Annotated in this window: 15 protein-coding genes; 9 read left to right on the top strand and 6 right to left on the bottom strand. The window is 70.8% G+C overall.

Annotated features, from left to right (window positions below):
• Positions 1-211 precede the first annotated feature (211 nt).
• Together OG627_RS12100 and OG627_RS12095 are read left to right on the top strand one after the other, a co-directional pair.
• Positions 212-1,297 (top strand): RHS repeat-associated core domain-containing protein, encoded by a 1,086-nt coding sequence (locus OG627_RS12100; protein ID WP_329064282.1) that lies wholly within the window; start codon positions 212-214, stop codon positions 1,295-1,297.
• A gap of 83 nt (positions 1,298-1,380) precedes the next feature.
• Entirely contained in the window at positions 1,381-1,587 is a 207-nt protein-coding gene (locus OG627_RS12095; protein ID WP_329064280.1) for a hypothetical protein, read from the top strand.
• Between the two features lie 146 nt (positions 1,588-1,733).
• Here the strand turns inward: OG627_RS12095 and OG627_RS12090 are convergent, their stop codons facing one another.
• From OG627_RS12090 to OG627_RS12080, 3 genes are all read right to left on the bottom strand, one after another.
• Entirely contained in the window at positions 1,734-2,906 is a 1,173-nt protein-coding gene (locus tag OG627_RS12090; RefSeq protein WP_329064278.1) for an amidase domain-containing protein, read from the bottom strand.
• Positions 2,907-3,029: 123 nt separating this feature from the next.
• Positions 3,030-4,319: a hypothetical protein gene (locus OG627_RS12085; RefSeq protein ID WP_329064276.1), complete on the bottom strand. Its 1,290-nt coding sequence runs from the start codon at positions 4,317-4,319 to the stop codon at positions 3,030-3,032.
• A gap of 60 nt (positions 4,320-4,379) precedes the next feature.
• Entirely contained in the window at positions 4,380-6,560 is a 2,181-nt protein-coding gene (locus tag OG627_RS12080; RefSeq protein WP_443073617.1) for a transglycosylase domain-containing protein, read from the bottom strand.
• Between the two features lie 734 nt (positions 6,561-7,294).
• Here OG627_RS12080 and OG627_RS12075 point away from each other — a divergent pair.
• The 4 genes from OG627_RS12075 (at position 7,295) to OG627_RS12060 (ending at position 10,645) form a co-directional block, all read left to right on the top strand.
• Positions 7,295-7,699 (top strand): MMPL family transporter, encoded by a 405-nt coding sequence (locus tag OG627_RS12075; protein WP_329064273.1) that lies wholly within the window; start codon positions 7,295-7,297, stop codon positions 7,697-7,699.
• Positions 7,700-7,840: 141 nt separating this feature from the next.
• Positions 7,841-8,173: an SCO4225 family membrane protein gene (locus OG627_RS12070; protein ID WP_329064271.1), complete on the top strand. Its 333-nt coding sequence runs from the start codon at positions 7,841-7,843 to the stop codon at positions 8,171-8,173.
• A gap of 418 nt (positions 8,174-8,591) precedes the next feature.
• A complete protein-coding gene (locus OG627_RS12065; protein ID WP_329064269.1) occupies positions 8,592-9,371 on the top strand; it encodes an RNA polymerase sigma factor in 780 nt (259 codons plus the stop codon).
• Complete coding sequence (locus tag OG627_RS12060) at positions 9,371-10,645, top strand: hypothetical protein (RefSeq protein ID WP_329064268.1); 1,275 nt, start codon at positions 9,371-9,373, stop codon at positions 10,643-10,645. The genes OG627_RS12065 and OG627_RS12060 overlap by 1 nt, the downstream gene beginning before the upstream one ends.
• A 252-nt stretch (positions 10,646-10,897) precedes the next feature.
• On the opposite strand, the gene OG627_RS12055 is transcribed toward OG627_RS12060, so the two are convergent.
• The gene (locus OG627_RS12055) at positions 10,898-11,830 is read right to left on the bottom strand and encodes a L,D-transpeptidase family protein (RefSeq protein WP_329064266.1); all 933 of its coding nucleotides are present in this window, start codon (positions 11,828-11,830) and stop codon (positions 10,898-10,900) included.
• Between the two features lie 289 nt (positions 11,831-12,119).
• On the opposite strand from OG627_RS12055, the gene leuE reads away from it, so the two are divergent.
• Positions 12,120-12,803: a leucine efflux protein LeuE gene (gene leuE / locus OG627_RS12050; RefSeq protein WP_329064264.1), complete on the top strand. Its 684-nt coding sequence runs from the start codon at positions 12,120-12,122 to the stop codon at positions 12,801-12,803.
• 139 nt (positions 12,804-12,942) lie between these two features.
• On the top strand, positions 12,943-14,688 hold the full coding sequence (locus OG627_RS12045; protein ID WP_329064262.1) for a bifunctional metallophosphatase/5'-nucleotidase: 1,746 nt from the start codon (positions 12,943-12,945) through the stop codon (positions 14,686-14,688).
• 90 nt (positions 14,689-14,778) lie between these two features.
• Here OG627_RS12045 and OG627_RS12040 read toward each other — a convergent pair whose 3' ends face one another.
• Entirely contained in the window at positions 14,779-14,973 is a 195-nt protein-coding gene (locus OG627_RS12040; RefSeq protein WP_329064260.1) for a DUF1918 domain-containing protein, read from the bottom strand.
• Between the two features lie 61 nt (positions 14,974-15,034).
• Positions 15,035-16,582, bottom strand: coding sequence for an FAD-dependent monooxygenase (locus OG627_RS12035; protein WP_329064258.1), 1,548 nt, complete (start codon positions 16,580-16,582; stop codon positions 15,035-15,037).
• A gap of 38 nt (positions 16,583-16,620) precedes the next feature.
• Between OG627_RS12035 and OG627_RS12030 the strand changes: the two genes are divergently transcribed.
• Positions 16,621-17,355 carry a TetR/AcrR family transcriptional regulator C-terminal domain-containing protein gene (locus OG627_RS12030; RefSeq protein ID WP_329064256.1) on the top strand — a complete coding sequence of 245 codons (735 nt, stop codon included), beginning with the start codon at positions 16,621-16,623 and terminating at the stop codon, positions 17,353-17,355.
• Positions 17,356-17,426 lie beyond the last annotated feature (71 nt).

Raw genomic sequence — 17,426 nt, 5'->3', positions numbered from 1 at the left:
GGGCGCGGGCCACGGAGTCCGAAGGTGACGTGCCGTCACTCCGGCGCTCCCGCCCGCGCGGGACGACCGGACGTACGGCGGTCCGCGCCGCCGGTACGGGCGCTCGCACCCGCCCTCCCGGGCGCAGTGCCGACCCTCCCCGCGAAGTGGCGTCCCTCCCAGTCCACTTGATCGATTCCGTGGCGAGATGCGTGCGTGAAGTGCAGGCAGTGTGGACGACGTCGACGACGGCGCTCCCACCACTGAAACGGTCAACTCCACCTACGACAGCGCCGACCGGCTGATCGCCCCCGGCACGGTCTACGACGCCTTCGGCCGCACCACCGCACAGGCCGGCGGCGCCCAGAACGCCTACTACGCCAACGACCTCGCCCGCCAGATCACCGCCAACTCCCGGCGGACGACCTGGAACCTCCTGGACGCGGCCGCGCGGCTGGCCTCCTGGACCACGGAGGAGCAGGCGGAGGACGACACCTGGAGCACCTCCGTCACCAGGACCAACCACTACGGGGCCGAGGGCGACAGCCCGGACTGGACCGCGACGGCCGACGGCACCATCAGCCGCAGCGTCGAAGACCTCGCCGGCAACCTGATCGCCACCACCGGCAAGACCGGCGACGTCGTCCTCCAATTGGCCGACCCGCACGGCGACATCGCCACGCAGCTGCCCCTCACCGACGACGCCACCCCGGTGGTCAACGCCTACGACGAGTACGGCACTCTCCTGCCCGGCACCGACGCCACCCGCTACGGCTGGCTCGGCGGCAAGCAGCGCTCCACGGAGACCCCCAGCGGCGTCACGCTGACGGGAGTCCGCCTCTGCGACGCGGCCACCGGACGCTTCCTGTCCGTGGACCCGATCGCGGGTGGCAACGCCAACGCCTACGAGTACTGCAACGCGGATCCCGTCAACTGCTACGACCTCGACGGCAAATGGAGCTGGAGGAAGTCCTGGCGCAAGACCAAGAGTTTCGTCAAGCGGCACCGGGTGGGACTGGCGGCCGGTGCGGCCGGAGTGGCCTGCGGCGTCTTCTCCTTCGGAACCGCGGCGGCGGTGTGCGCCGTGGTCGCGGGAGGAATAGCCGGAGGCGTGGCCAAGAAGGCGTTCAACCGCAAGGCGTCCTGGGGCAGTGTGGGCCGGGCCGCGATCTACGGAGCGGGGGTCGGCGGCGCGGGCGGCGCGAGCGGTTCGGGCGCGCGGGCCGGCTTCGTCGGATATGCCGCCAAGCGGTGGCCCGGTAGCGGTACACGTCGCTATGTGCGCAATTCCCATCGTAAGAGCTGGTGGCGCAGGTAGCGTGTAGAGGCCGACCGGTTCGAGGGGGGGGCGGCCTTCGTCGGTCCCCCTCGTCAGAGAGAAAGCTGATGATGAGGGACCAAGTGGAGAAGAACTCTCGCGCGTTCTTCGGTGCCGGGCTCGTCGTGCTGATCCTGGGCGTCGTGGCAGGTTTCCTATGGGGCGCCTTCGACGCCGCACGTCTCTTCTTCTGCTCCTCGGTGATCCTGGCCGTGTCCTGGGTGCTCGGCTCCATGAGCCACCGGAAACAGACGTCAGGGGCGGGCGAGGTCACGGAATCCGCCGAGTAGCGCCGGAGCCTCACCCCTGCCGTCGCTGACCGACGGCCCGCGGACGCGGACGTGCCTACCTGCTCGCATGTCAGGTAGGCATGTCGTCGTCAAGAGCTGCTGTTGTCGGGAGCTGTGCGGACCCGGAAGATCACGCCCGTCACCGGTCAGGTGCGGTAGGCGTAGTACGCCGCGTTCGGGTACGACGCGATGAGGCTGGCCACCGACCTGTTGTAGGTGTTGGTGGAGTGGTACGTGAGGTACGGCACGCCCTGCTGGGTGCGGTTCGTGACGATCATGGAGTGGTCCTTGGACCCGTCCTTGTCGAAGTCCAGCTGGAGCACGTCGCCGACGTCCATCTGGTAGACGTTGGCGAGACTGGTGGCCCGCTGGGACGACAGGGCGAACCAGGAGAACTCGTTGACGCCGATGAAGGAGTACGACTGGATCTCGGAGTTGCCGAACCACTTCTGGTAATCGTTCGTGTAACCGGGGACGTGCTTCCAGCCGCCCGCCTTCAGCGCCTGGCTGACGAAGTTGGTGCAGTCGCCACCGGCACCGGCGCCGTCGAAGCTGGGGTACTCCGGGTTGTACTTGCTCCAGTACGTGGTGGCGTAGGCCGCCATCGCCTGGTAGTCGTACCCGGAGGCGGTGAAGTTCTTCGGTTTGGCCGGCGCGGGCGTCGTGATGGCCGAACGGGTCGCCGAGGGCAGGTCGGCGGCGGCGGCCGTGGCCTGGGCGGGCACGGACGGCTCGGCGACCTGGTTGACCGCGAGGTAGCCGTCGTCGGTGTCCTGGACACCGGTGAGCTGCCAGTCGCCCTTGTGGCCGGCCTTGAAGGTCAGTTCGTGGTGCGCCTGGAACCCGGTGGTCCTGGGCTCGGCGCGCTTCGCCTTCGCGTAGGACAGCGTCGTGGTCTCCGTGACGGCGACCGTGGCGTGCCGGCCCTTCACCCGCGTGGCGTCCAGCGTGACCTTGGTGGTGGCTCCGCTGTACTTCTCGCCGAGCTCGGCCAGCCGGGACTTGCGGGTGGTCAGTTCGTCGAGGGTCGAACTCTCCTCGCGCGACTGCGTCCCGGACAGCCTCACCTTTCCGGTGAAGCCGGACGTACGCTGCTCGGTCCGCTTCTTGTGCCCGTCGCGGGCACCGCTCACCAGGGCCTGGGTACGGTCGGCGAAGACCGCGTCGGCCAGCTGCTGGAACGTCGCCCTGGTCGCCGTATCCACCGTCGGGTCGTCGACCACGGCCGCTCCGGCGCTCCAGCTGGGCAGCGCGAGACCGGCGACGACCGAGGCCGCCGCCACCGTGACTATGCCGACACGGTTCCGCTTACGGCTCATTCTTCTCGATTTCAATGATGTCCCCTTCTACGCCGGTACACAGACCGGGCGTTCGCATCTTCGCATGAGATGCCCGGAAGTTGTGAAGGGATGCACACAACTGGAACCGGTCCGTTTCCGGGCTCACTTGACCACCGTGGACCAGTCGGGCGACTGCGCCGGATCCAGGCCGCGCATACGCTGCAGGGTCTCGGGCTTCTGCACGTCGAGCCAGTCGGCCAGCTCCTTGAAGGACACGCACTTGACGCCCTTCTTGCCGCAGATGTTCTCGATCACCTGGTCGACGGCCTTCATATAGATGCCGCCGTTCCAGTCCTCGAAGTGGTTGCCGATGAACAGGGGTGCCCGGCTGCCGTAGTAGACGCGGTTGAAGCCCGACATGTAAGAGGCGACGGTCTCCTGCTCCCAGTCCGCGTACTTGGCCGGATCGCCCTCGACCTCGCCTTCGGACTGGTTGTAGAGGAAGTTGAAGTCCATCGACAGGCTCTGGTACTTGCCGCCGGGGTAGGGAAGCATCTGCAGCGGAAAGTCCCAGATGCCGTCCTTCTTGGACGGCCATATCTGGAAGTCGCCGGGCGAACTCGCGTCGTAGCGCCAGCCGTAGCTCTTCATGGCCTTCAGCAGATTCGGCTGGCCCTCCAGACAGGGGGCGCGGCCACCAGCGACCTCCTTGCGGATGTCGAAGGGCAGGGCGGGGAGGTCCTGGTAGCCGGTGTTGGTCTTCCACTTCTCCACGAAGTCGTAGAACTGATCGATCTCGCTCTTCCACTCCGGCACACTCCAGTCGCCGCCGCCCTTGGCTCCGCAGAAGTGGCCGTTGAAGTGGGTGCCGATCTCGTTGCCGGCCTGGTGGGCCGCGGCGAGCTGGGTGAGGGTCGTGCGGATGTGCTCGTCCGTGGGGTAGCTGATCGCGGCCGAGCCCGGCGGATGCTGAGGAGGCAGGTAGAGGTCCTTCTTGGCCTTGGGCAGCAGATAGATGCCCGTGAGGAAGAAGGTCATGTGGGCGTCGTACTCCTTGGCCAGCTCCCGGTAGTGGGAGAAGAGCCGGTCGTCGCCCTCCAGCGCTCCGTCCCAGGAGAAGACGACGAACTGCGGTGGTTTCTCGCCCGGTTTGAGCGGTACCGCACGCAGCTGGTCCTTCTGCGGGCCGGTGTAGGAGGTCGACCCGTCCCCGAGCACCTTGACCGTGCCGTCCCAGGCGGGTTCCTTCCTGGACTTCGTCGAACTCCGCTCGACCGATCTGTCCTGGCTGCCGGAGGCGGCGGAGGCGTCACCGCCGTTCTGGCCCAGCACCAGGTAGCCCGCCACGACCGAGCAGACGACGAGGAGCGACGCCGCGAGGATCAGGTAACGGGGACGGACGACGCGGCGGGGTGCGCGCGCCTTGCGGCGGCGACCGGGAGTCGGCTTCATGCGGGCTCAAATCTGCGAGGAAGGTTCCAGTCCGGGGGGTGGCGGGCGGTGCTCCGTCGGTCAGCCCAGTGGGCTCATGGCGCCCGCCCAAATGTCGTACGGAACGCTGTCGGTGTCCGATTCCGCGAGCCCCTTCAGCGGCAGTGGTTCGAGGCTCTTGGCCAGATCCATCCGGTAGACGACGACGGCCGTCGACACGTCGCGGGCGGTGCCGACGTACCAGGCCGCGGTGGAGTCGGCGGTGCTGCCGGCCTTGCCGGACACCGCGGCCCCGGCGGGAGCGGCGTCCGGGTGGGCCGACCGGAAGGAGTCGGTGAGCGCCCGCGTCACCTCCTCGGCGACCTTGGCGTCGACGGCACGCCGCTTGTCCGGGACGGTCAGCCGCGCGGTCGAGCCGTTCCGGGTGACACGGCTCACGGAGTACGGCTCGGTGTGCTGCCCGGCGGCGGCGAACGTGGCGTAGCCACTGGCCATGCGGATCGCGCTCGGCGTGGAACTGCCCAGGGACAGGGCGGGTATCTGCGGTCCCATGCTGGAGGGCAGCAGCCCGGCGGCCTGGGCCGTCTGCTTCACCTTGTCCAGGCCCGTGTCCATGCCCAGCTGCATGAACGGTGTGTTCACCGACTCGGCGAGCGCCTCGCGCAGTGTCAGCCGGCCCCACGACTTCCGGTCGTCGTTGTGGGCGGCGACCTTCTTGCCGCCGCGATCCCAGTAGGGGCCCTCCGGCGTACTGACGGGCACACCGTCGTCGCCGTTGTACACGGACTGCGGGGTGACCTGTTCGCGGGGCGCGTCGCGCTGCTTGACGACGCCGTGCTCCAGACCGGCCGCGTACACGAACGGCAGGAAGGCAGAACCGGCCGGTACGGTTGTGGCGTTGGACTCGTTGTAGCCCTGCTTGCGGTGGTCCGGTCCGCCGTAGACGGCGAGGATCCGGCCGTCGGTGGCCACCGACGCGGCGCCGTAGTGGGCGGTGGACGCCGCCTTCGGGTCGCTGCGCAGGGCCTTTTTGCGCTCTTCGGCGACCACGTCGTCGAGCGCCGCCTCCCGTGCGTGGTCGAAGGTCGTGTAGATCTGATAGCCGCCCAGGTCGAAGTCCCTGGCCGAGATCTGTCCGGCCTTCTTGGCGTACTGGGAGGCGAGTTCCACCAGGTAGTCGCTCTGCTGACCGGTGTCGTAGAGGGGGTTCTGCTTGAGTGGCTCGGGGAAGGTCCGGTATCCGGCCCGCTCGGACGCCGACAGCTTGCCGAACTTGACCATCCGGTCGAGGATCCAGCTCCAGCGTTCCTCGGCGCGTTTGTGGTTGGCGGCGCTCAACGTCGGGTCGTACAGGCCGGCGCCCTTGAGCAGCGAGGCGAGGACGGCGGCCTGGCTCGCGTCGAGTTCGCTGACGTCCTTGCCGTAATAGGCCTGCGCGGCCCGCTGGATCCCGTACGTTCCGCGCCCGAACCAGCTGGTGTTGAGGTATCCCTCCAGAATCGTGTCCTTGCTCATCCGGTTGTCGAGCTTGAGGGCGATCATCGCCTCGTCGAACTTCCGGCCGACGGTCCGGCTCTGGTTGAGATAGACGTTCTTCACGTACTGCTGGGTGATGGTCGAGCCACCCTGGGTGTCGCCCTTGCCGACCGTCCGCCACAGGGCGCGGGTCAGACCCTTGGGGGAGACACCGGGGTCGCTGTAGAAGCTCTCGTTCTCGGCCGCCAGCACGGCCCAGCGGACGTCCTCGGGTATGTCCTTCAGGGGCATCGCCTGCCGCTGCACCCAGCCGGTGCGCGCCATGGGTGTGCCGTCGGACCAGAAGTACACGTTGTCCTGCTGGGTGGCGTACGTGTTCAGGTCATGAGGTATGTCCGTGGTGGCGTAGGCGACGGTCAGGAACATGCCGCTCAGGGTGATGGCGACCGACGCGCCGCCCAGCCACTGCCGGCCGGAGGGCAGCCACCGGCGCCACCCGGTGTGGCCCGGCCGCGGATAGCGGGGCCTGAGCCGACGGGCGTACGGCGCCACCCGGGCGGCGAGGGAGGTCCGCAGCGCGCCGGCGCGGGTGAGGGGAGACGGCGGTCGCGCGGCTCTGCGCCGGTCGGCCCGGCCGCTGGACCGCTTCGGCCTCAGGATGCGCAGCGCCATGGTCTGGTCGACGGGCCCGGTCTGCTCGCCGGACGCGGGCGGCTCTACGGCCCTGGACCGGCCGACGGGCGGGGGCTGTTCGACGGGCGGGAGCTGGCCGACCTTGAGCTGCATCGTGCGTTCCGGGTCCATGGACGCGGCCGGCCGGTCGGCGTCCGTCCCGGTCACGGGGGGTTTCCGGGAGGTGGTCCGTCGGCTGTCCGGTGGTCCGTGGTCTTCTTCCGGACTGTCCGGTCCCCGCCCTGGCTCTGTCACTCCGTCTCCCCTTCGCACGACGTGTGGCTCAGACGGGTTGACACAGTTGCCGTAGTCACGACCGCCGCCCCCTATCCCCCAGCCGCCCCCGCGGTCTTCGCGAATATACAAAACTATCAGCGATCTTTTCGAAATCTCCGCATGAAGGAAGGGCGAAAAGAGCAAATCCGGTCACAATTGCTCGCCGTCGCTTCCGGTGGCGTGTGACCGGGTGGCTCGGTCGCCCCCTGTGGGGGAGGCGCCCTCTGTGCCGGGGCGGCTCCCCTGGCCGGGGCCTGGCGGGCCGAATGCCGAATTCGTCCCTCGCGACGCGCGATCACCGATGGGAAATGATGTGAAGAGCGCCGAATTCTCCGTTGGCGAGAGAGTCGGTCATCGTTCGGAGGTGGGGAACGTGGGCGAGGTGGTGGCGGTCCGTGTGTCCCGATGGCCCTTCAGACACTGGATATATGACGTCCAGTGGCGCCGCGGTGTGCTCCCGGTCCCGATGCGTGAAGGACTGTGGCGCGTTCGAGGAGGCAAGGGGAGCCGGACGGGCGAGGCGGATTCCTGAGCGGGCCACCGCGTGAAGAGGTCGCGGCCACAGCGCCCGTGTGGTGGCCGCCGCCGCCCTCATCATGGTCGGCGTATTCGCGGGCTTCACCCTCACCGACGACATCATCCTCAAAACCGTCGGGTTCGCCCTCGCCGTCGGCGTCCTCCTCGACGCCTTCCTGGTGCGCATGCTCCTCGTTCCCGCCGCCATGCTCATCATCGGCCGGCGCGTCTGGTGGATGCCCCCCGGGATGAACGGGCTCGTGCCCACCCTGGACATCGAGGGCGAGGCCCTCGCCACACGCCTCGCCACACGCCTCGCCTCACGCGCACCGACCGACCAGGGCTTCGGCGACCGCCGGACTGACGAACGAGGGCATCGTGCTTCACAAGACCACGTAAGGCGTCCGGCCTGCTGGCCGCGTGGCCAACTGCCGGACGGCTCTCGCAAGTTGTCCTGCTGACGGCGCGGGCCGCAGAGTCGGTTCACGGATGCGAACGTGAGTATGGATACTCATGTGACGGATGCCAGGTGACGGCATTGTTCAGGTCGTCAGCCAGACAATCACCGCACCGGGCATACCGGCATTTCCAGGAGACCCAACATGGCCAAGGCCTCGCGTTCGCTGCCGCAGACCCTCCGCCACTACCTGGCGAACCCGCTGGCTCTGGGCTACCTGGGCGTCGTACTCGCGGTGTGTCTGTGGGTCGCTGCGGATGCCTTCTACGCCTCCTCCTCTGGAGACGCCGGCTTCGCCGGAGTGTGGGCCGTCCTGGTGACCGCCCCCACCTCGCTGCTGTTCCCCTTCACCGGCCCCGTGGGCCTGATAGCGATCCCGATCGGTGCCATCGTTCAGGCCCTCGCGCTCGGTGCCCTGTACCGCTACGTCACCGAGCGGCGCGCCCACGGCACCGAGAACGGCGTCAGCGGCGCCTGAACCCCGCACCTTCCCCCAGTGCTGTCCAACGACTTCGTGGAGGCGGTCGGCAGGCCAGGCCGCCCGCGCCGGGAGGGCCGCTGACGTCGGCCGAGCGCTCGATCCCCGCCAGGGCCCAGGCCGTGCGTTTCCCCAGCTCGGAGCGTGGAAATGGGAGCGACGGCCGGGGTCGCCACCCCCCACAGGAGAGACCCCGGTCGTCGTCCGCCGGAGCCGCAACACGGCCCCGTACTCAACACAGCGCCGCGGACGCGTTTTCTGTCACACCCGAGGGGCCGGAAGAGGCCACGGAGGATGTTGCAGAGTGCACAGGACATGGACGCGGACCCGGGAAAGCCGTAGCGTTCGCAGGGCGCGGGGGGCGCGCGGCGGTGACCGGCCGCGATTTCAGGACAGCTTGGCGGGACAGGTTGTGAGAGTGCTGGGGGACGACGCGGAGCTGACCGCGGCGGTGCTCGCGGCACAGGACGGGGACGAGAACGCGTTCCGGACTGTGTACCGCGCGGTGCACCCGCGGCTGTTGGGCTACCTACGGACACTCGTCGGTGAGCCGGACGCCGAGGACGTGGCCTCCGAGGCATGGCTCCAGATCGCCCGCGACCTCGACCGCTTCACCGGCGACGCCGACCGCTTCCGGGGCTGGACCGCGCGGATAGCCCGTAACCGAGCCCTCGACCACATCCGGATGCGCGGCAGACGCCCGGCCGTCGGCGCGGACGAGACGGAACTCGCCTCGAAGGCCGCCGGGTCCGACACCGCCGACGAGGCCATGGAGGCGCTCGACACCGGCCGGACGATGGCGCTCATCGCCCGGCTGCCGCAGGACCAGGCCGAGGCCGTGGTGCTGCGGGTCGTGGTCGGACTCGACGCGAAGAGCGCCGCCGAGACGCTGGGCAAGCGGCCGGGCGCCGTGCGGACCGCCGCGCACCGGGGCCTCAAGCGGCTGGCGGAGCTGCTGGCCGCGGGCGACGAGGACCCCGACGGGGCGCGGGGCGGAACGAGCGGCGGAGACACCGGCAGTGGCGGTACGGACGCCCCGCTGAACCCGGCGGCGGACCGCGCCGGCGCTGCTCCGGCGCGCCCCGGACGCGCGGGCCCGGGGCTCGGTGCCGTACCTCCGCAGCGCAGCGTACGGTCTGTTTCCACGGCGCCGGCGGGTGTGACGCATTCGCGGCTGCGGACGCAGAGGGACATGTGATGGCCGACGAACGTGACGCGTGGCTCGACAAACACGCGGCGGAAAGACTGCTGCGCGGGGAGCCCGTCGCGGCCTCTGACGACGATGTCATGGCCCGGTCGGAGCTGCTCGGCAGAGCCCTGCGGGACATGAACGCCGTTACGTACGCGAACGGTACGGAACTGCCCGGCGAAGAGGCCGCCCTGGCCGCCTTCCGGCAGGCGCGCGCGACGGCCGGCCGCCCGCTGGGCCCGAGCACCGGCGAACTGCCCGGCACGGTACGGATCACCCGCGTGCCCCGCGCCCCGCGCCCCGTGCGCGCCGGCCGCCCCGCCCGCCCCGTGCGCGGCAGGCTGGTGGCGGCGGTGGCCGGCTGCGCGCTCGGCGGGATGGCCGTCGCCGCGGCGGCCGGAGTGCTGCCCTCGCTGTTCGACGGCGAGACCCTGCGGGCCCCCGCGAACTCCGTCTCGGCGGGGGCCTCCCAGGGGCCCGTCCCGTCCGGGGAGTCCGGCGGCACGGCCGTGGTCGTACCGCCGGACACCTCGCGTCGGAGCGGTACGGGAGAGCCCTCGGCCCCGGTGTCGTCGGCGGCGGGCGTCACCGGCAACGGCGGCCGTACGAGCAAGAGCGAGGCGGCCCCCGGGGCCACGGGCGACAGCGGGACGGCCGGAGGCGGCGAGGACGGGAAGGCCGCCGAGGCCGGCCCCGACCTGGCGATCGGACCGGACGGCGAGCACCGGGGCCGGCCGGGCCCCGGCGCCGACGCCGAGTCGACGCGCTGGTACGCCAGGACCGCCGCCGCCTGCCGCGACTACACGAGCGGTGACATCGACACGCGGCGCCGAAAGGCGCTGGAGTCGGCGGCCGAGGGCCCGGCGGGCGCCGAGCGGTACTGCGCCGATCTGCTCAAGGAGGCCGGAACCGGCCCCTTCAGGGGCGGCGGGGACCGGAACGGCCCGCGTGACGGAGACGGGGACGGCGGCGACGGATCGGGCGGCGGCGGCAACGGAGGCGGGGACGGGGACGGCGGCGGGGACGGGGACGGCGGCGGATCGGGCGGCGGAGCCGGATCCCCGGGCGTCCACCTGTCCCCGCACCCGGTCATGTCGGGTTCCCCGAAGCCGACCCCCACGTCCACGGCGCCCGCGAGCGGTCCGCCGTCCCGGAGCCCGGTCCCCTCGGTGACCCCGATCTCCTCGGCCCCCGCGACCGCCCCCGCGACCGCTCCCGCAACCGCCCCCGCGACGTCGCCCGTGCCCTACGCCGACGGCGCACCGTCCGCCGTACCTTCCTGACCTGCCGGTTCTCCTCGCTCCGTAATCAGGTGTGACGTTTCTTCCGGACATGGCGCAGTACAGAGTGAGCCGACTGGTCATCGGCCGCGCAATGAGCCGAGGTTCCCCCCGTACCTTCGGCTCGGCGCATCTGGCGCGGGCGGGACACGTTCCCCCGGTCCCGCCCGCGCCGCTCTACTCGCTCCTGAACCGGCACCGCTTTCGCGGATGTGGTCCGGCTGGTGGGGGCTGTTCCATTGATGGCCGCCGCAGTCACCAGTAGATGACTACTTTGTCGCCCGTCCTGACCTCGTCGAAGAGCGCGGCGACCTTCTTCTCGTCCCGGACGTTGACGCACCCGTGCGAGGCGCCCTCGTACCCCCGCGCCGCGAAGTCCGACGAATAGTGCACCGCCTGGCCGCCGCTGAAGAACATGGCGTACGGCATGGGGGAGTCGTACAGCGTCGAGACATGGTCCCGGGACTTCCACCCCACCGAGAAGACGCCCTCCCGGGTCGGCGTGTACTCCGAGCCGAAGCGCACGTCCATCGCCGACTTCACCTCGCCGTTCACCATCCACGCGAGCGTGCTGCTCTTCTTGCTGATGCACATCACCCGCCCCTTAAGACAGCGGGGATCGGGCTTGGCGACCGGCTTCTCGGTCGGCGGGCGCAGCTCGTCGCGGGTCGGCTGCTCCGTCATGCCGAGGAGGCGCTGCCAGGTGACGGTGTCGGTCGTACCGGTACGGGGAAGCCCGCGCTTGCCCTGGAAGGACGACACGGCGGAGGCGGTGACGCTGCCGTAGTAGCCGGTGGGGGACCGGTCGAAGTGGCCGATCTGCCGCAACCTGGCCTGAAGTTCCCGTACTTGGTCGCTCTGAACGCCCACCGCCATCAGCGTCGCGGGCTTCGGCGCGCTCGGGCTCGGGCGCGGAGCCGGCGGCGGGGCCGAGGTCCGGGGCGGCGTCGGGGCGGGCGCGGACGAGTACGTCCGGCCGGCGGCGGGCGAGGACGGCGTGGCCACCGGCTCCGGGGAGGAGGTGGCCGGGTCGGGCGCGGGACCGATGCTCACCCCCAGGGGGCTGACGCCGCCGGGCTTGGCGTCCGGCGGAGAACCGTCGACGCCCGGCTGAACGGTGCAGCCGACACTCACCGCCAGTACGGCGGTGGCGGTGAGTCCTCTGCACAGGGCGGATGTCCTGGGCATTTCGTCCCCCTCTTTTTCTTCCGTCTTCTTCTTCCGTGTCGCACGGCGTGCGCTGTCCGGCCTCCCCTGCCTGGCCGGCAGGTGAATTCTGGCGGGCGGTCCCGGGAAAGAGAAGCGGTTCCCGGGACGAGGGGCGGATATCGGCAACTCCTGATCCTCGTGAAGGTTCGCTGCTATGACGCCCCGGTACGAAGCCCGCACGGCAGCCGCTGACGGGTTCATGTGATCAGCTGTCCGATGGTCGGACGCGCCGCACGGCCGTGCCGGGACGTATGCCACACTCCGGCACATGCTGGGTGTCACTGATATGCCGACCTATCTGATCGGCCTCGCTCTGATCGTTCTGCTGCCGGGCCCGAACTCGCTCTATGTGCTCTCGGTCGCGGCCCGGCGCGGGATACGCGCCGGTTACGGCGCCGCCGCCGGTGTCTGGTGCGGCGACACGGTCCTGATGGTCCTCTCGGCCGCGGGCGTCGCCTCGCTGCTCCAGGGCAACGCGCTGCTGTTCGGCATCGTCAAGTACGCGGGCGCCGGCTATCTGACCTGGATGGCGATCGGGATGATGCGCGCGGCGTGGTCGCTGTGGCGGGAGCGCGACGGGCGCGAGCAGACGGCCGGAACCGCGGCCGGTGCCGGGCCCGGCACCGGCGCGACCGCCGCCCGGGAAGCGGTCGAACGGCCGTACCGCCGGGCCCTGGTGATAAGCCTCTGCAACCCGAAGGCGATCCTCTTCTTCATCTCGTTCTTCGTGCAGTTCGTGGACCCCGGCTACGCGCACCCGGCGCTGTCCTTCGTCGTGCTGGGCCTCCTGGCCAACCTCGCCAGCGCCCTCTACCTCTCCGCGCTGATCTTCGGCGGCACCCGCCTGGCCGCCGCCTTCCGCCGCCGCAAGCGCCTCTCGGCGGGCATGACGACGGCGGCGGGCGCCCTCTTCCTCGGCTTCGCGGTCAAGCTGTCGGTGAGCAGCGTCTAGGGCGGACCGCTCATCAACGCGTTCCCGCCGATTCGCCGACACCGGCACGCTGTCCCATCTCGTCGACACCGGCGCCAACGGGCTGCCGGCTGGTGTGTCGTGGGCCACTCGGGTCAGGGTCCTCCCTAGGATCTCGTGCGTGACAAATACCCGTTTACCTCGACTTCGTTCACGCGGCGCCCTGGCCGCAGGCGTCCTCGCCGCCACCACGGCCCTCCTGGGATTCCAGACGGCGCCCACCCAGGCACGCGCCCCCGAGCGGGTCCCCGTCCAACTCCTGGCCCTCAACGACCTGCACGGCAACCTCGAACCCGTGGACGGCGCGGCGGGCCGCATCACCCACCGCGGTACGACCCTTCAGGCGGGCGGCCTGGCGCAGATGGCGACGCTGCTGGACGAGGCCCGCGCCGGACAGACGAACACCCTGACCGTGGCCGGCGGTGACATGATCGGCGGCTCCCCGCTGCTGTCGGCGATCTTCCACGACGAGCCGACCGTCGCGGCCCTCGACGAACTCGGTGTCGTCGCCTCCTCCGTCGGCAACCACGAGTTCGACGAGGGCCCGCAGGAGCTGCGGCGCGTCATCGAGGGCGGCTGTCACGCGCAGGACGGGTGTGCCCCGGACGCGCCGTACGCCGGAGCCGGGTTCGCCTATCTCGGCGGCAATGTGACCGCGCGCGGCAGCGACACCCCGCTGCTTCGCCCCTACAAGGTCGAGACCCTCCCCACCGGACAGAAGATCGGCTTCATCGGGGTGGTGACCAAGAACGCCCCCACCGTCATCAACGCGTCGATGGTCAGGGAGCTGGAGTTCCACGACGAACTCCCGGCCATCGAGAAGTACTCGAAGGAGCTGACCAAGCAGGGCGTCAGGGCCCAGGTCCTGCTGATCCACGAGGGCGAGACCGTCAACGGCACCGCGGGCGCCGACTGCGACGAGGGCGGACCCGGCGCCAAGCTCAACGGCCGGATCAAGGAGATCTCCCAGAAGGCCCCGACCGCCATCGGCCTCGTCGTCAGCGGCCACTCGCACGACTCGTACGAGTGCGCGGTCCTGGACCCGGCCAACAAGCGCCGCGTGGTCACCCAGGCGGACTCCTTCGGCCGGTCCTTCACCGATCTGCGCTTCGACCTGAACGCCCGGGGCGAGATCCTGCGCAGCACGGTACGGGCCCAGCACCGCGCCGTCCCCGTCGCCACCACCCAGCAGCCGGCCATGTCGAAGCTCATCGGCACCTGGCGCGGCCGGTCGGAGGAGCAGGCCAACCGGGTCGTCGGCCATATCGCCGGTGACCTGCCGGGCCGCGGTTCCACCGACCCCGAGACCCCGCTCGGCAGCCTCATCACCGATGCCCAGGCCGCGGCGGGCCGCGGCTACGGCGCCGACTTCGCGCTGACCAATCCGGGCAGCATGCGGGCCGACATCATTTACCGGGACGGGGGCGTGGTCACCTACGCGGACGCCTACCGCGTCCAGCCCTTCGCGAACGCCCTGTGGGTGCTGCCCATCACCGGGCAGCAGCTCGTCACCGCGCTCAAGCAGCAGCTCGGCGGCGCCAACGAGGCGAGCCCGCGCTTCCTGCAACTGTCAAAGGAACTCAGCTACTCCGTCGACATGAGCAGGAGCGGCGCCGACCGGCTGCTCGTGGACACGATCCGGCTGAAGGGCCGGCCCCTCGACCCGGCGGCCACGTACAAGGTCACGGTCAACGACTTCCTCGCCAACGGCGGGAACGACTTCGACGTCTTCGGGGAGATCGCCACCCGCGAGGGCGGCGACATCACCGACCTCGACGCGCTCGTCACGTACCTGGAGGAGACCACCTCGGCCGGGAACCCGGCCCCGGTGCCGGCGCAGGGCCGGATCACCTTCGTCACGCCGTAACACCGTCACGCCGGCAGCACGTCGCCACACCGGCACGTCGTCACCACGCAGGGGCCGGGAGCCGCACACGCGGCACCCGGCCCCTGTCGGCTACTCCTTGTCCCGGTGCGGCCTCAGTACGCTGTCGGGCCCCGGTGACATGATCGTCTCGTGGCCCTCCGCCGTCCGTACCCGGAACGGCGGCGTCCCCTCCGGGCCCAGTACCTCGACGATCTCCACTTCCCGGTCGTGTTCGCCGACCACCCGGCCGTGCGTGACGAGACGGTCGCCCTTGTTCGCCTTCATGTCCGGCTCCTCCATCGACTCTGATGCTGGTGACGGAGAGTGTACGTACGGAAGTGTCTTGTTACCTTCCGTGGTTGGTGGTGTCGGGTGAGCGGACTCCGACCGACCGCAGCCACTCCCGCAGGCCCGTCGCGTCCTCGCCCGCCCAGCCCACGTAGCCGTCCGGCCGGATCAGGAAGAGACCCTTGCCGTACGGGTCGTACGCCCCGGCCTCGCGCACCCGTACCAACTCCTCGTCCAGCGGCGGGACGTCCGCGTCCGTGGCCACCGCCAGCAGGGTGAAGTGCGGGCCGCGCAGGGCGTCGAAGATCGTGGTGCCGTCCGGGAGGGGGCCCTCGGGGGCGCGGTCGCCCGCGGTCAGGGCGCCGGCCGCGCCCGTGGACAGCGGGCCGTGCCGGTAGTTCAGCCCCAGCTGGCGGGTGGCCGCGCCCCGGCGGGCCTCGCCGCGGTGGACGCGGGTCGAGAGGCCGAGCATCTCCGCCGCGACGGGCCGCCGCTCCGCCTCGTACGAGTCGAGCAGCGCGGGAGCCGCGCCGTGCCGCAGTACCTGGCCGAGCTTCCAGCCCAGGTTGTACGCGTCCTGGACGCTCGTGTTCAGCCCCTGGCCGCCCGCGGGGGAGTGGACGTGGGCCGCGTCGCCCGCGAGGAAGATCCGGCCGTCGCGGAACCGGTCGGCGAGCGCCGCGCGCGGCCGGAAGTCCGAGGACCAGCGCACCTCGGTGACGTCGTCCGCCGTGAGGTGGGTGAGGGCAGCGAGGAGCGCCCGCACGCCCTCGGGTGTGGTGTCCGGCTCCGCTCCGTCCTTGAGCCGGGCCACCAGCTGGAAGTCCGGGGTCCCCGGCAGCGGGCACAGACTCGCGAGCGAGCCGTCGTCGGCCGGGAAGATGTGCCAGTTCAGCCGGTCCAGCGCGGGGACGCGCACATCCGCGACCAGCATCGGCGCCGGGTCGACCGACTCGCCCTTCATGGCGATGCCGAGCAGCCGGCGCACCGTGCTGCGGCCCCCGTCGGCGGCCACGGCGTACCGCGCGCGGAACGCCGTGGGACCGGAGCCCGCCGCCGTGCCCTCGTCCGCCGTGCCCTCGTCCGCGCCGGTGTCCGTGCCCGCGACCGCCGCCGTGCCCGCGCCCGCGCCCGTCGTCAGCTCCGCCGTCACGCCGTCGGCGTCCTGCGCGAGGCCGCTGAGCGCCGTACCGAAGGTGACGCTCCCGCCCAGCTCCCGCAGCCGCGCGTACAGGATTTCCTGCATGCGCCACTGCGGCAGCAGCCAGGGGCCGGTGTACGGCTCGGCCACCGTCGGCTCCTGCTCGTCGAACATCCGGTGTTCGCCCCGCCGTACGCCGTCCTTCCAGATCATGCCGACCGGCGCCGGGCCGCCGCGCGCGTGGACCTCCCCGATGACGCCGAGATCGTCCAGCACCTCCTGGGTGCGCGGCTGGACGCCCTTGCCGCGCGAGCCGGGGAAGAGCCCGTCCGCCCGCTCCACCACCTGTACGGAGACCCCGCGCCGGAGCAGATCGCAGGCGAGCGCCAGGCCGGTCGGGCCCGCGCCCACGATCAGGACGTCGGAGTTCTCCCGGAGATTTTCCTTAACGTCGTTAAGTTGCATGGTTTCGAGCCTGCGCTTATCGCTGTTAAGTTGTCAAGGTGACCACCACACGACTGGACCGCGGGCTGGTCGCCCGCACCGCACTCGACGTACTGAACGAGGTCGGTCTCGACGGGCTGTCCCTGCGCGCCATCGCCGGCCGGCTGGACGTCAAGGCGCCCGCCCTCTACTGGCACTTCAAGGACAAGCAGGCGCTGCTCGACGAGATGGCGACCGAGATCCTCCGGCGCGTGACGGCCGCGGCGCCCGCCCCCGACCCCGACTGGCGCGTCGGGCTCGCGCACAGCATGCGCGCGCTCCGCGCCGAGCTGCTGCGCTACCGCGACGGCGCCAAGGTCTACAGCGGCACGCACTTCACGGACACCGCCTACGGCGCCTCCATGGACGCCTACCTGCGCACCTTCACCGACGCCGGGTTCACCACGCGCGCCGCCGCCCGCGCCTGGTTCACCGCGTACAGCTACACCATCGGGTACGTCACCGAGGAGCAGGCGATGGGGCCCGACCCGGCGGATCCCCCGGCGAATCTCCCGGTCGATCTCTCAGCAGATCCCGAGGCGGCGCGCTCTGGGGCGTACGACCTCGCCGCGCGCGCCGAACGGCTCGCGGCGTATCCCCTGGCGGCGGCGGCCGGGGAGGAGCTGTTCCTGGAACGCGAGGCGGGCTTCGAGGCGGGGCTCGCCGCCGTCGTCGCCGGAATCGGCCACACGCTCGCTCCAGGTGCTCCAGGTGCTCCAGGTGCTCCAGGTGTTCCCGGTGCTTCCGGGGCCTGAGCGGGCGCGTTTGCCCGCCCGATGAATCGGGTTCACCTCCAAGTCGTCTGCCTTTACTAGCGTTTTGCCCC

The sequence above is a fragment of the Streptomyces sp. NBC_01429 genome (assembly GCF_036231945.1).
In the GTDB taxonomy this organism is placed as follows: Bacteria; Actinomycetota; Actinomycetes; order Streptomycetales; family Streptomycetaceae; genus Streptomyces.
The sequence above is the reverse complement of the archived record's forward strand: the minus strand, read 5'-3'. Positions and strand labels throughout refer to the sequence as shown.